Annotated in this window: 9 protein-coding genes; 6 read left to right on the forward strand and 3 right to left on the reverse strand. The window is 60.8% G+C overall.

All coding sequences use genetic code 11. The annotated features are described in order from the left end of the window. Both VGY55_11515 and murD read right to left on the reverse strand, forming a co-directional pair. The coding region (locus VGY55_11515; GenBank protein ID HEV2970588.1) for an alpha/beta hydrolase family protein at window positions 1-1,210 on the reverse strand (1,210 nt) is incomplete at its 3' end. Between the two features lie 66 nt (window positions 1,211-1,276). Next, entirely contained in the window at window positions 1,277-2,545 is a 1,269-nt protein-coding gene (gene murD / locus VGY55_11520) for a UDP-N-acetylmuramoyl-L-alanine--D-glutamate ligase (GenBank protein HEV2970589.1), read from the reverse strand. Between the two features lie 109 nt (window positions 2,546-2,654). Between murD and uvrA the strand changes: the two genes are divergently transcribed. The 6 genes from uvrA to VGY55_11550 all read left to right on the forward strand — a co-directional run bounded on the left by uvrA (window position 2,655) and on the right by VGY55_11550 (window position 14,290). Continuing rightward, window positions 2,655-5,519, forward strand: coding sequence for an excinuclease ABC subunit UvrA (uvrA, locus tag VGY55_11525; protein HEV2970590.1), 2,865 nt, complete (start codon window positions 2,655-2,657; stop codon window positions 5,517-5,519). A gap of 150 nt (window positions 5,520-5,669) precedes the next feature. Then, window positions 5,670-7,253 carry a cellulase family glycosylhydrolase gene (locus tag VGY55_11530; GenBank protein HEV2970591.1) on the forward strand — a complete coding sequence of 528 codons (1,584 nt, stop codon included), beginning with the start codon at window positions 5,670-5,672 and terminating at the stop codon, window positions 7,251-7,253. Between the two features lie 492 nt (window positions 7,254-7,745). Beyond that, on the forward strand, window positions 7,746-9,173 hold the full coding sequence (locus VGY55_11535) for a hypothetical protein (GenBank protein ID HEV2970592.1): 1,428 nt from the start codon (window positions 7,746-7,748) through the stop codon (window positions 9,171-9,173). Between the two features lie 66 nt (window positions 9,174-9,239). Next, window positions 9,240-10,451 carry a hypothetical protein gene (locus VGY55_11540; protein HEV2970593.1) on the forward strand — a complete coding sequence of 404 codons (1,212 nt, stop codon included), beginning with the start codon at window positions 9,240-9,242 and terminating at the stop codon, window positions 10,449-10,451. Window positions 10,452-10,483: 32 nt separating this feature from the next. After that, a complete protein-coding gene (locus VGY55_11545; protein HEV2970594.1) occupies window positions 10,484-13,234 on the forward strand; it encodes a VCBS repeat-containing protein in 2,751 nt (916 codons plus the stop codon). Window positions 13,235-13,396: 162 nt separating this feature from the next. Continuing rightward, a complete protein-coding gene (locus VGY55_11550) occupies window positions 13,397-14,290 on the forward strand; it encodes an alpha/beta hydrolase (GenBank protein HEV2970595.1) in 894 nt (297 codons plus the stop codon). Between the two features lie 20 nt (window positions 14,291-14,310). On the opposite strand, the gene VGY55_11555 is transcribed toward VGY55_11550, so the two are convergent. After that, complete coding sequence (locus tag VGY55_11555) at window positions 14,311-14,862, reverse strand: PSP1 domain-containing protein (GenBank protein ID HEV2970596.1); 552 nt, start codon at window positions 14,860-14,862, stop codon at window positions 14,311-14,313. Window positions 14,863-15,209: the final 347 nt, after the last annotated feature.

Genomic DNA, 15,209 nt, shown 5'->3' on the forward strand with positions numbered 1-15,209 from the left:
TCGGGTTCTCGAGGCCGAGCTTGAGATGCTCGTTCATCCAGCGATACATCACGGCGCGGCTGACGTAGTTGTAGTTGTGCGGGAATTGCAAGAGCGGCCGCGCCATCACCAGCTTGGGCACGCCGAGCATCGCGTAATGTCGTTCTAGCTCCGGAAATCCCTTGGTCGCGATTTCCTTCGTCCAATCGTCGGCGGCGGTCATTCCGAGTGGCCGAGGGGCAGCCATCGCGGCGAACTCGATGTTGCCGGTGCCGATCCGCAGATAGCAGCAGTTCTCGCAGGTGCAGCCGCCTTGCATAGCTGTCGAAACCATCACGGCCGGAAACAGCACGGCCGGCCGCGAGTCGATCGCGCCGATCAGCATCGTTTGCGTTCCGCCGCCGCTCTCGCCGGTCACGCCAATCCGCTTCGGATCGACGTCGGGCAATTCGCTGAACCAATCGAGCACGCGCAATGAGTTGTACGTTTGCAACCCCATAATCGATTGCAGGTGCAACTCGGCCTGCGGGCTGAAGAAGCCCCAGTTGGTCGGCGTTTCCATTTCGGGGCGAAACTGCTTATAGCGATGAGCGACAGCTTCCGAGATCTGCACGCTGTCCGCATAGCCGACCATGTCCCACATGAATGCGATGCAGCCCATGCGGGCCAAAGTGACGCAGCGGGCCTGCAGCGGATATCGCCCGCCGACGTCGAACCGCTCGGCCCCATCGACGAATTGCTGCCGGACTTCTTTGAGCGCCGTTTCATTGAACCGGCCACCGGGGAAATGTCCGTGCGGACAAAGCACGCCGGGCAGCTTGCCTGATTTTCCCTTCGGTCGATAGAGGCTGCCGGTGACGAAGAAGCCCGGATAGCTTTCCAAATAAACTTTTTCAACGGTGTAACCATCGCGATCTACGGGGCCGTGGACCACGGCATTGGGCGGCGTCTTGGTCGGCATCGGCCATAGCCCGGCGGCCACGAGCAACTGCCGCCGCAACTGCTCCGATCGTTCGTGCCAAGCCTCGGGCGTCGAACATGGGGCGAACGGGAAATAACCGTTGAAGTCTTTGAGCGGACCGAGTCGGCTGTCTTCAGGCAGCCTGCCGACAGGAAGAACCCGCGGCGCTTCAGCGCGAGCGATTGTGGTCATCGCCGGCACGACGCTGGGCAACATCGTTGCGGCGATCAAGACGATGCGCCAGCGGCAGCGACGGGCATGTACACTCATCGAAACGTGCATTATTCCACCGAAGGGAATGGCGGCCGGGCAGTGAACGAACTGAATCTCGCGATTTCAAATCTGCGAATCCGAGACTCCAGAACCCCTGATTCTAGTCGCCGCAATTTCGTGTACCAGTCGTGTAAACGTTTCTCCACGATCGGCGTAGTCGTGAAATTGATCGAGGCTCGCACACGCGGGAGACAGCAGAATCGCATCGCCGGGGCGGGATTGGCGCCAACACCAAGCGAGCGCGTCGTCAAGACGTTCGGTCTGCTGGCGGCAAAAATGCGGAGTAAGGATAGAGAACAAGTTGTCGAGCAGGTTTCCGGTCGCCCCGAAGAGGGCCGCTCCGCGCGCTTGCCGACCGACTGCCGCAACCAGCGCGCTGAGTTCGACCTGTTTGTCGCTGCCCCCCAATAGGATCCAAGTCGGTCGGTCCAACGCGTTGAGAGCGGCGATCGCGGCCTCCGGCGTAGTTGATTTCGAGTCATTGAAGAGCTGCCGGCCGTCGGTTTCCGCGATGAGCTTCAGGCGGTGAGGCAGGCCGGTGAATTCCGATAAGCCTCGAACGGCAGATTCTCGATGGGCGCCGGCCAAAGTTGCCGCGGCCGCCGCCAGCGCGGCATTGGCGCGATTATGGCGGCCGCGAATCCGCAACGATGGAATATCGGCGTCGTCCCACGGCAGGACGGAAGTTCCGCGATCGAACAGCCGTTGCTTCGATCGCCGATAGTGCTCGACACTGCCGTGCCAGTCGAGATGGTTCGAAGCGAAACTCGTGAGCAAAGCGACTTGCGGCCAACGGGCATCATCGGCGAGCCAATGCAGTTGAAAGCTGCTCAGTTCGAGCACGATCCAATCGTTCGGGCGGATTTGCGGAAGATCAGCGAGCAAACTGCGGCCGATGTTGCCCCCGAGCCACGCGCGGCGGCCGGCCGCGTTGAGCATTGCGGCCGTCATCGCGGCGGTCGTCGATTTTCCATTCGTGCCGGTAACACCAATCACCGGCGCGGGGCATGCCGCAAGAAACATCTCAATCTCCGAAGTGACTTCGGCCCCCGCCTGTCGCGCCAGCTCAACTAGCGGATTGCCGGGGCGCACTGCCGGATTGACGACGACTAGATCGACATTCATAAAGTCGCGGTCGTCATGGTCACCGAAATGGAATCGCTTGATGGGCACGCCGGCGAGTGCGTCGAGCGAATCGGCGAGCGCAGTGGCGTCCGCCAAGTCGGTCACGGTAACGATCGCTCCCTGCTCGGCCAAATAGCGCGCCGCCGCCGCGCCGCCGCCATGCCGCCCCAGTCCCATCACAGTCGCTCGGCGTCCGTGGAATCGCATGTTTTTCGGAATGAGAAGAGATCGGCGACGATTCGTGCTCTGCCATCCGCGCCCCTTGCCGATTATGATAACGATTTGGCCCGCGACCCAAATAGCAGAGTAGTGCGCAGTGTCGAATTCCAAGGGGTTCATTTCGTTGCGCGGTGTGGAGGTCCACAACCTCAAGCATGTGAACCTCGACATTCCGCATCGCAAGCTGGTGGCCCTCTGCGGATTGAGCGGCAGCGGGAAGACGAGCCTGGCTCTCGACACGCTCTACGCTGAAGGGCAACGGCGCTATATCGAGAGCTTTTCCGCCTACACGCGGCAGTTCTTCGAGCGATTGGAAAAGCCGGCGGCGGAGAAAATCACCGGTATTCCGCCGGCCATCGCCGTCACCCATAAGACCACCAGCCGCTCCAGCCGGTCAACGGTCGGGACGGTGATCGAGGCCAACGATCATCTGCGCCTCCTAATGGCCCGGATCGGACAGGTGGTCTGCCAAACCTGTGGTCATCCGGTTCGCCGCGAAACGCCCGAGAGCACGGCGGAGATCCTCGCTGGCCTGCCGACCGGCACACGATATATGCTGGCCTTTCAAGCCTTACCCGATGCCAATGCCGACCTGCAGGCGGCGCTGGCCGCCTTGCGCGAAGAGGGATTTGTCCGCGTGATCCTCGGCGATCAGTTGGTGAATCTGGAAGACGGCGTGGCGCCGTCGGGCGAAGCTTCGCGGGGGCCGCTCTATGTCGTCGTCGATCGCCTTGCGGCGGGATCGGTGGCGCCGCAGCGGTTGCGCGAATCGCTGGAAACGGCGTTTGCCAACGGCTCGGGCAAATGCTTTACGTTCATCGACCTTCCCGAGCGGCCCCACATCAACCAAGAAGGAAGCCGCGGCGTTGCCGTTCACCTTGATGACCGCGATTGGTGGCGACTGACATTCAGCAGCGCGATGACGTGCGACGAGTGCGGCCGCGAATATCCGCAGCCGGAGGCGCGGCTCTACAGCTTTAACAGCCCGTTGGGGGCCTGCCCGGAGTGCGAGGGATTCGGCAACATGATCGACGTCGATATGGACCTCGTCGTGCCCGATCCGAACAAATCGCTTCGCGACGGGGCCGTCGCGCCGTGGAACACGCCGGCCTACGCCCATGAACTGGAAGAACTGATCGCGCTGGCCCCGGCGGTTGGATTGCCGCTTGACGTGCCGTTTCGGGAACTAACCGAGATCCAACGCGATCTAATCCGCGACGGCGTGCCGGCCCGCAAGTTCGGCGGCCTGCGGGGATTCTTCAACTGGCTCGAGCGGCGGAAATACAAAATGCATTTGCGCGTGTTCCTGAGCCGCTGGCGCAGCTACCGACCCTGCCCGGCCTGCGGCGGCAGCCGATTGCGCCCCGAGGCGCTCGCCACGCGGCTGGGCGGGCTGAACATGGCGGAAATCTCAGCCCTCAAGATTCGCGACGCGGTCGCCTTCTTCCGCCAACTTTCGCTTTCCGATTGGGAGCGGAGCGTTGGCCGCATGATGCTCGATCAGGTGCAAGCGCGGATTGGGTATCTCGAGGCAGTGGGTCTCGGCTATCTCACGCTCGATCGCACGCTCCGCACCTTGAGCGGCGGCGAATCGCAACGCGTCGCGCTGACTTCCGCACTTGGTTCGAGCCTGGTCAATATGCTCTATGTGCTCGACGAGCCATCGATCGGTCTGCATCCGGCCGATATCGACCGGCTGATCGCGGCCGTCGTGTCGCTCCGCGATCGGGGCAATTCCGTGCTCGTCGTAGAACACGAAGAGACGATGCTGCGGGCGGCGGATCAGATCATCGAGATCGGTCCCGGCGCCGGCGAGCGCGGCGGCGAGGTCGTGTTTCAAGGGACGGTCGCAGAAATGCAGGACTGCCCGCGGAGCTTGACGGGCGACTATCTTTCCGGACGGCGCGGAGTCGGCGGCCTTCGCAATCGCCGCCGGCTCAGCCATGGCTGGCTCCGCCTGACCGGCGCACGCGGAAACAATCTCAAGAGTATTACGGTTGAATTCCCGCTCGGCGTGCTCTGCCTCGTCACCGGCGTGAGCGGCTCGGGAAAGAGCACGCTCGTCGAAGATACGCTGTATCCCGCCCTGCGCCGGCGAATGCGCCTCGAAGCGGCCAAGCCCGAGCCTTACGACGATGTCTTCGGCGATGGCCAGATCGACGAATTGGTGCTGGTCGATCAAAGTCCGATCGGCCGCTCGCCGCGCTCGAATCCGGTCACGTACCTCAAGGCCTTTGACGAAATCCGCGGCGTGTTCGCCGATACGCTCGAAGCCCGCACGCGTAATTACACGGCCAGCCATTTCAGCTTCAACGTCGATGGCGGCCGGTGCGGCAATTGCGAAGGGGACGGCTATCTCCAGATCGACATGCAGTTCATGGCCGACGTGTTCATGAAATGCCCCGAGTGCCATGGCAAGCGATATCGTCCGGAAATTCTCAAAGTGCAGTATCGCGGGCGGAGCATCGCCGACGTGCTGGAAATGACGGTGCGCGAGGCGTTCACATTCTTCCGCGGCTCGCCGAAGGTGCAGGCCCGGCTCAAGCGGCTGATCGACGTTGGGCTGGATTATCTGCGGCTGGGGCAACCGGCCAACACGCTCTCCGGCGGCGAGGCCCAGCGGCTCAAGTTGGCCGGCTATATGTCGGCCGCCAAACGCTCGCGAACGCTCTTCATTCTCGACGAGCCGACTACCGGCTTGCACTTCGCCGACGTCACTCAGTTGCTCGATTGTTTCGAGGCCCTGTTGGCGGTCGGGCATTCGCTGATCGTTGTCGAACACAACGTGCAAATGATGAAGGCGGCCGATTACATCATCGACCTGGGACCAGGCGCGGCGGATGAAGGCGGCCAGATCGTCGCCCAGGGAACGCCCGAGTTCGTCGCTCGAAACACCGACTCGGCCACCGGGCGATACCTGGCCGAAGCCTTCGCCCGCGAGATGCAAGAACAATCGGCGTGAGGGGAAGGGGACGAGGGACGAGGGGCAAGGGACGCGAGACAACTGATGCATGGCGATTGGATTGCGGCGAGCATCGCTCGCAAGCTCTCGCCTCTCCGCGCCGCTGGAGGGGTGCCGGGGGTGAGGGGGCAAAGGCTGGAGGGCTTCACAATGACCTTGATTCGATTTTGCACGCCGATTGCGATCTTGATCGTGATGGTTCAACTTGCGAACTCGTGCGCCGGCGCGGATTCGACTGGGCCGGTCAAAGCGACGTCGCCCGATCCGTTCCTCAAAACATCCGGGACGGAGATCCGCAACGCTCGCGGCCGGGGCGAGGTCGTCCAATTGCGCGGAGTGAATCTCGGCGGCTGGCTGTTGCTCGAGGAGTGGATGTGCCCGATGGATTCCTCCGGGCTGAAGGACGATCTCTCCGCACGCAAGACCCTCGTCGACCGCTTTGGCGAAGCGACGGCCGACGATCTTTTCTCGGCGTATGAAGACGCGTGGATCAGCGACCAAGACCTCGACAACATCGCCGGCCTGGGGATGAACGTCGTTCGCGTGCCGTTCTGGTATCCGAATCTGCAGAAGGAGGACGGCGCTTGGCGAAAGAATGCCTTCGATCGGCTCGATTGGCTCGTGAGCAAGGCGTGGGACCGCGGGATTTACACGATCCTCGATCTGCACGGCGCGCCCGGCGGCCAGAGCAAGGAGCAGACGACCGGCGCGATTCGCCCGCAGCCGGAATTGTGGTCGAGCGAAGCCAATCGCCGCCGCACGATCGATATCTGGCAGCATATTGCCATTCACTTCAAGGGGAATCCGGCCGTGGCGGGCTATGACCTCTTGAACGAGCCGACTGGCGCGCCCGATCGCGCGAGCCTGTGGGAGTTTTATCACACCTGTTCGCAAGCGATTCGAACGATCGATCTCGAGCACATCATTTTCGTCGAGGGTTGCTGGGCCGGGCACGTTGGACCGCAGTATCTGAACTGGAGCTGGGACGTGCTCCCGCCGCCGGCCAGATCGGGCTGGAAGAACGTCGTCTACGAAATGCACGCCTACGAGTTCGCCTGGGACGACACCGACAAGCAGATGAAGAACATCGAAAACCAGCTCGCCGATTGGCAAAAGCATAGGAGCTGGGGCATCCCGGCCTATCAGGGAGAATTCAACGCGATGGGTCCGAAACCCGATCCGGCTAACGTCTGGAAATACGCGGTCGAGAAATTCGCTGCCAACGGTATGAGCTGGTCGGTCTGGTCGTACAAAGCGGCCCACGGCTCGGGCGGCGATAGCTGGGGCGTATACAACCCGCGCGACCCGAAGCCGCCGAAGCCCAACTTGCAGACCGATTCGGCAGACGAGATTCGCCGCAAATGGTCGCAGTGGACCACGGCCAAATCGTTCGCGATCAACCCGATGCTCCGGCGAGCGCTGGCGATGCCGGTGCCCGTGGACGACAGGTACGCACTCAGCTCGTCCGATGAGCCGTTGAACGTGCCCGCGCCGGGGGTGCTGGCGAACGACAAAGACCTGAACCTCGGCGAGCCAGGGATCGCTCTCAAAACCCACCTCGTCGCCGGCCCGACGCACGGCAAGCTGAAGCTGAACGAAGACGGGTCATTCACCTACACGCCGACCAAAGATTACTCTGGCCCGGACACTTTCCGGTATCGCATCTTCGACGGCCACTTGGATTCGGCAATCGTCGGGAAGGTGACAGTCGACGTGCAAGTGAAGAAGCAATAGGTGCGAAAACCTCGGTCGCAAACTGATTGACCGACTACCACGTAGGATTTGCAACAGCTGTCGGGTATGATGAGGCGATGGACCCCGCCTCTTGCGTTGACTTGGCGCTCGCAAACCTCGCCGAAATGTTGTACATATCCGCCCATGACGGATTCTGGATTGAGGGTAAGGAACCCTGGGAGCAAGAAGACTTTGGCTTTGAGCGAGCGTGGAAGCTTCTCATCATTCGTGGCAATTCAGAAGAAATCAGGAAGAGAATGGACGCGGCCCAGACGGCTGAATGGAAGCGCTGGCTCAGGGAGGCGTATCGGCAATGCCTTGAGCGAGAAGCTGGCTCAAGCGACTGATTTCGAACTGACCTACTAGCCATTCGTCCGAGAATTGGACAGTCGGCACTCGGCGCGTTATGCTCTGCGAGACAGCCCCGCGCTCCTGCACTGGAGCCACTTTGCGCCCGCCGCCGATTCCTTCCAGCCGCGATGAGATGATGCGATGAGAAACCGCCAATTGAACGTTGGTGTCCTGTTTTCCATTCTCCCCGTTGTCGCAACGATCGTGATCGGTGAATTCGCTTGGATCGAATCCACGCTCGGGGCCGGTCAATACTGGAAGGTCGATTATCCCGCTTCCAGCATAGCGGGCGAATTGCAGGTGGCGGTTACTTATACGATCTGGATTCCCGACGGCGTGCCGAGTCTTCGCGGGATCATTGTTCATCAGCACGGCGCGGGAACCACGGCCTCCAAGGAAGGCTCCACTGCCGCCTATGACTTGCATTGGCAAGCCTTGGCCAGGAAATGGGATTGCGCGCTGCTCGGCCCTTCTTATCATGTGCAGAACGAGAAAATCGACATCTCGCCGGGCGCTTCGGAACTCTGGTTTGACCCACGCCGAGGCTCGGAAAAGACTTTTCTCAAGGCACTCGGCGACCTCGCTGCAAAATCCGGTCATCCCGAAATCGAAACCGTTCCCTGGGCGCTTTGGGGACACTCTGGCGGCGGCGTCTGGTCTGATGTGATGGCCAGTCTCCATCCTGATCGCGTCGCCGTGGTCTTTATGCGTTCCGGATCGGCGCTCATGTTCCTCAGCCATCCTGAATTCACTCGGCCTAATTTCCCCGACGCGCTCTACGCCATCCCCCTGATGTGCAATACGGGCGTGAAGGAAAAACCGGCGATCAAGGTGAAGCCAGAGGAGGACAAACGAACCGTCGAGGAAAAGATGAAGGGCCCGTGGCTCGGCAATCTGGCCACGTTCCATCAATACCGCGCCAAGGGCGCTTTCATCGCCTTCTCGCCCGACCCACGCACCGGGCACGAGTGCGGCGACTCGCGCTACCTTGCGATCCCCTTTATCGACGCCTGCCTTGCCATGCGCTTGCCGGACAAGGGCAGCAAGGATCAAACGCTCAAGCCGGTGGACACGAGCAAGGCTTGGCTCGCGCCGCTGCTCGGCAACGAAGCCCAGCCGGCGGCGGATTACAAGGGGAACCGGAACGAAGCCGTCTGGCTCCCCAACGAAGCCGTCGCCAAGGCGTGGATGGAATACGTGAAGACCGGCGCCGTCGGCGACACGACGCCGCCCCCCGCGCCGTTCGACGTGCACGTTTCTGCCAAGGGCGATCAGGGCATGGAAATCGCTTGGAATGCCGAGGCCGATTTTGAAAGCGGCATCCGACAATTCATCATCCTGCGCGACGGCCAGGAACTGGCGAGCGTGCCCCAAAAGCCGGTAGGTAAATTCGGCCGCCCGTTGTTTCAGTCGATGACGTACCACGACACGCCCGATCAGCCGCTGCCGGAGATGCGTTATTTAGATGCGTCGGCCAAGGCGGGCGAGAAACATTCGTATGCCGTCATCACGGTGAATGGCGTCGGGTTAAAGTCGGAACCGACGGCTGAATTGCCGAAGGCCCAATAGGTGTCGCGAGCGCAGTGGCGGGAGCGACGGCTCGCGTCTCCGCGGCAGTTGTCGAAAGGTATGATCTTGAACAATCGCTTAGTCAAAATCTGCGTCCTGCTGACGATCTATCTCGCTGCCGGTCGCGCGCTCTGCGCCGACTATCATTTTGACGGGACCATCTCGCGGGAGGTGCTGGAGAACTACCTATCTCGCTCGATCACGATGGAGGGGCTCCTCAACGGCCGGGGAGATCTCGACGACAACATTCGAATGCTTAAGCACATCGGCGCCAAATTCGTCGGGCGAAGTTTGTGCCTGTGGGGCCACGAAGCCGATTTTCTGAGTAACCTCGAACGGGCGCGGCAGGCGATTCCAAAAGTTCGCCAGTCCGATCCCGACATGATTCTGCAGGCCTGCGTATTCGAAATCGTGACGACTCAAGTCGAGCAGGTTCCGGTGCCCGAGTGGGCCTTTGTGGCGCTTGGCCAGCCCGTGGAGAAACGCAATTTCCGATATGCCGACATGATCTATCCACCGGGCCAGGGGCGAAATTGGGGGCGAAACGGGTCGGTCCCGGATGTCAGCCGGCCGGAGACGAAGCTTTGGTTTTACTATCAAGCGGCGTCGTATATCGATCTCGGCATCGAGGCGATTCATTTCGGCCAGGTCGAACTCATGGCTCGCAACGATCGCGATCGAGAAAACTGGTCGCAATTGCTCGCGCTGGTTCGAACGTATGCCGCCAAGCACGCGCGGCGGCACATGGTGCTATGCGACGGCCACGTGCCCAGCGGCGGCCTCGCGCGCGATGGAAAACTACTTTTGGATTTCCATTCTTTTCCGTTGCGAATCATGGAAGTCTCGGATAAGCCGGAGGAGGCGGTTTTGAAAGTCGGCTTCTCCGACGGGATTTACGGTCGGAGTAAAGGCGGCGTCACGTTCAGCGGTTGGAAATGCGACCACTTGCCGTACCTAGTGGAAGTCGACAATTGGGGCGTGAGTCGGCAACCCGGCAAGCCCAAAGCCGGCGGAATCTGGATTTGGGGCTACGACGAGATCACCTGGTTCGCCGAGCAGAGTGAGATGAATCGCAACGATTGGCTTCGCTATGCCTGGGGTTGGGTGCAAAAGACGGACCCGAACGGCCATTTCGAAATGCCCGGCAGCCGCACCGTGCGCTCGCCGCTCGATGGAAAGCGATGGTATTATGCGAACAATCCCAGCGCGGCAACGCCGGAGGGATTTGGCCAGGAAGAGACGATTCGGGAAATATGGGCAGCAGGCGCGCTAAAATAGCGCTCGATAAGACCAATCACAGGATCATAGACATGAACCGACGAATAAACTGGCGTGCGTTGCTCAGTCTCGCGGCGATCTTGGTTTCAATGACTCTTGCAAACTCGCGAGCCGCGACGGCGGCAGATGCCTACACGCCTTTCGACGGCGAGAAATCCAGTTGGCACGACGGCTTCGATCGCTACGACTTCGTGATGGACGAAGAGACTCTCGGCATTACGCCATTCAAAGCGCCCGCCGGCGAAATGTTCGGCGTCAAGGACCCCGCCAAAGGACAGCGGCGATGCCTCGTGATCGTTCCCAAGCAAGCTGCCCCCGGCAATCCCTGGTCGTGGCGCGGTTGCTACTGGGACCACCAACCGCAAACCGAAGTCGAGCTGCTTAAGCGCGGCTTTCACATTGCCTACATCTCCGCCAATGCCACGTTAAAGCCCGGCAAGGAATGGGACGCTTGGTATGCATTCCTCACCGAAAAGCATGGCCTATCCAAAAAGCCCGCGTTCATTGGCATGAGCCGCGGCGGAGAGTATGCCTATACTTGGGCCACAGCTCACCCGGAATCGGTCTCCTGCATTTACGCGGACAATCCCGGCTGCAATCGGGACGTGTTCATGAAGCTCAGCGAACTGGCCCGCTACGATGTTCCGCTGCTGCACGTCTGCGGCAGCATCGATCCGCTGTTGGGAAAGAACACGACGGCGATCGAAGGCATCTACCAACAATTCGGCGGCCGCATCTCTTTGATGATCAAGGAAGGCGCCGGCCATCATCCGCATAGCCTGCGCGATCCCAAACCGATCGCCGACTTCATCGAGCAAAGCGTCAAGCCGCCGGCCGCTGCCGCGCCCACTTACCTTGCCGGACGGACAACCAAGAACTCTTTCTATAGCATTGAGAACTCGTACCGAGAATACCCGAACGAAGGAACGTTCATTACCTGCCGCGGGCCATTGTTCACCGAATGCTACAACCGATATTCATTCGAACTGGCCGGCGTCGAAGGAGCGATCACCGTCATCGAGCCGAAAAACCCGGCCGCGGGAACGCCCTGGGTCTTCCGGGCGGATTATGTCAATCGAGATGCGCTGGTCGATCTGGCTCTGCTGTCGAAGGGTTTTCATATCGTCACCGGTCCGGTCCCATACAACGCCGATGGTCCTCATCTAGCGCACTGGAATTCCGTTTACAAGCATCTGACCGATCACGGATTCTCCAAGAAACCGGTCATGGAAGGCGCCGGACGGGCGGCCGGAGACGCTTACGCCTGGGCGATTCAAAATCCGGACAAAGTTTCCTGCATTTACGCGGAGAATCCGGTGCTCAAAAGCGCGATGTCGCAAACGCCGCTGCTCGACGATTTGTCGCCGCTCGACAAGGCCGGCGTGCCGCTGTTCCACGTCTGCGGTAGCCTCGATCCATCGCTTGATGACAACACGCGCGTTCTTGAAAAACGATACAAAGCACTGGGAGGCCAGATCACCATCATCGTCAAGGAGGGCGAAGGGCACTTTCCAACGGTGCCCAGGGATCTGAAGCCCGTTGTGGATTTCGTCATGCAAAACACGAATTCGCCGGTGGCGGTTTCCACCGTAGCGCCGGCCGTCGTCGCATCGCCGATCACAGCGCCTTCGTCGATGCCCTATCCGCGCTCGACGATCCCCGCCGCCGGCAAGAAAATCCGCTTCAAGAAGACGACGATCGACACGAAGTTTCGCGCGGAGGGAGTGGCGGTCGGGGATTTCAATCACGACGGCAAGCTCGATATCGCCGTTGGAAGGGTCTATTACACCGCGCCGGATTGGAAGATGCACCTGATCGCCGGAAAGGAGCCCGATTACGATCCGCACGGCTACAGCGACGCCTTCATGTGCTATGCCGATGATTTGAATCACGATGGCTGGACCGATTTGATCGTAATCGGCTTTCCGGGGAAGGAGACCGTTTGGTATGAGAACCCGCAGGACAAGCCGGGACCGTGGAAGCGACACCTGATCACTCCGGTGAGCAACAACGAAAGTCCCGCCTACTTCGACATCGATGGCAGCGGCCAGCGAGCGCTCGTGATGGGAATCGCCCCCGACTCGGCGCATAGCGACGGTCCAGATCGGCAGATGGCCATCTTGCGGCCGGACAAGGACGATCCCGACAAGCCGTGGGTCGTCCAAGCGATTTCGACGAAGGCCGCGCCGGGCACGACGAAGTTTTCGCATGGCCTGGGGGTCGGCTCGATCCGCGGAAACGGCCGCAACGACGTGCTCTGCAAGGAGGGCTGGTGGGAGTCGCCGGCCGACAAGGATCAACAGACGCCGTGGACGTTTCATCCGGTGAACTTCGGTCCCAATTGCTCGCACATGCTGGTGTTCGATTTCAACGGCGATGGCCGCAACGACGTGCTCACCGCCAGCGCCCACGATTTCGGAATTTGGTGGCACGAGCAAACCGCCGACGGCTGGAAAACGCACGAAATCGACAAATCGTATTCCGAGACGCACAGCGTCGTGCTGGCCGACATCGCGGGCGACGGCCTGCCGGGCTTCGTCACCGGCAAGCGGTGGTGGGCGCACGGCCCGACCGGCGATCCGGGCGCCGGCGATCCGGCCGTCTTGAATTGGTACGAGCTGGTGCGCAACGACGGCCAGGCCCAATTCATTCGCCACGAGATCGACGACCATAGCGGCGTCGGCACGCAATTCGAAGTGGCCGACGTGAACGGCGACGGCCTGTTAGACATCGTGATCGGCAACAAGCACGGCGTGTTCTTGTTCGAGCAGGTTCGCGAATAGCGCGGGAACGCCGCCAGGACTGTGTAGCGGAATTCACCAGAATTCCTTCGCTTTCGCGCGACTTACCTTTTGGAGTTGATTCGAGCGGCGAATCTGCAACCCGACGCGAGCCATGTGGGTATAATGCGCGGGACTTGCGCGCGTTTGCACCTTGAGTAATCCATGGCTTCTCCCTCCCAAACTCCTTGCCGATGGCTGTCCCTTCTGATCGCGGCATTGCTGACCGCTCCAGCGTTGGTCGCGTCCGCCGCCGATGACCCGAAGAAGGATGCGCCGCTGCCGGACGTTCGCGCCGAGCGCGACATCTCGTATTACACAGGGCCTGGGGCCGACAAGGTCAAGCACAAATTGGATCTGTATCTCCCCAAGGGCAAGTCGGATTTCCCGATCGTGATGTTCGTCCACGGTGGGGCGTGGGTCTTCGGCGACAAAGACTTTTGGGGCGTGCATGAGGCGATCGGGCGGATGTTCGCTCGGCATGGCATTGGAGCGGCGGTGATCAGCTACCGTCTTTCGCCCGCGGTGCAGCATCCGGAGCACGTCAAAGACGTGGCTCGGGCTTTCGCCTGGCTGCACGAGAACGTCAAGAACTACGGCGGCCGACCAGATGAACTGTTCGTCTGCGGCCACTCGGCGGGCGGACATCTTGTGTCGCTATTGGCCACCGACGACACCTATTTGAAGGCCGAAGGGCTTTCGCTGGCCGACATCAAAGGGGTCATGCCGATCAGCGGCGTTTATCTGATTCCGGACAAATGGTTCACGGACGTCTTTGGCAAAGACCCCGAAACTCGGAAGAAGGCCAGCCCGATCAACGACGTCCATGCCGGCTGCCCGCCGTTCTGCGTCGTCTACGGCGACGACGATTTTCCGACTTGCGGCGCGACGTCCGAGAGGTTCTGCGAAGCGCTCAAGGCCGAAAAGGTCGCGGCCGAATCGCTCGAGATCAAGAAACGCAACCACATCGACATCATCACCGGTTGCGGCAAGGATGACGACCCGTGCGCGAAAGCGCTGGTCGACTTCGTGATGAAGCACGTCGCGAGCGAGAAGTGATGCACGCGCGTGCCGACTGCCTACTTCTTCCCGCACGCGGAGCTAACTGGACATCCGGTCGCGCAGGTCGTGCAACCGCCGCCGGGACCCTCTGCCGTTCCGCAGCCCGGCCCGCACCCTTCAGCGACCGTGTCGGCGAATTTGCGGAACTGTGCCGCCGCGTCGTAGACCTCGGCCAATTCCGCCGTCACCGTTTCCAATTCTCGCGGTGCCTCGCCTAGAAAATAGAAGTACAGCGACCGCCCGTCGAACAGGTGCTCGACGTCGACCAACACCGCCGACAATCCCATCTCGCGAATCTTGTCCTCACAGGCCGCGAACGCCGCCTGACGATTCTTTTCGAGCCGGGCTTCGAGCAACTGGTCCTCGATCGTCATGCGGCGGAGGATCGAGCCGTCAGATTGGCCGTGGACCGGCGCATCGTCGGCCGGACTGAGCACTTCGCCGATCTCAAGCCCCCGGCTGGTGCGTACGACGACCCGCGCCCCGCGCGGATAGCGCACGGCTTCGACGGCCGTAAACCGCCCGACGTGCCCTACCGCACCCACTCGGATTAAATGATGTCGCCACATAATAGGCTGATTGTCGTTCGATTTGGCCGCCGTGCCAAGCGCAAACCTCTCGGTCCGCCCTATTAATTTCGACTGCCCCAATTGTTACCACGAAGGACATGAAGGACACAGAGCTGAATTGGGTTGAAAATGATTCTTCGTGTTCTTCGTGCCCTTTGTGGTTTCAAATGTCGGATTCGTTGATCGCTCTTACAGATTTCGGCTTGCCGCGGCGGCCATCTGCAAGATACTTTATTTCCATGCTCGAACAGCGATTAGATGAAATATCCACCGCTTCCACTCGAACCGTTTGGCACGAGTTGGCCGATCGGGTTCTGGCTGGCAATCGGCTGACATTCGACGAGGCG

Source organism: Pirellulales bacterium, from assembly GCA_035939775.1.
Lineage (GTDB): Bacteria > Planctomycetota > Planctomycetia > Pirellulales > DATAWG01 > DASZFO01.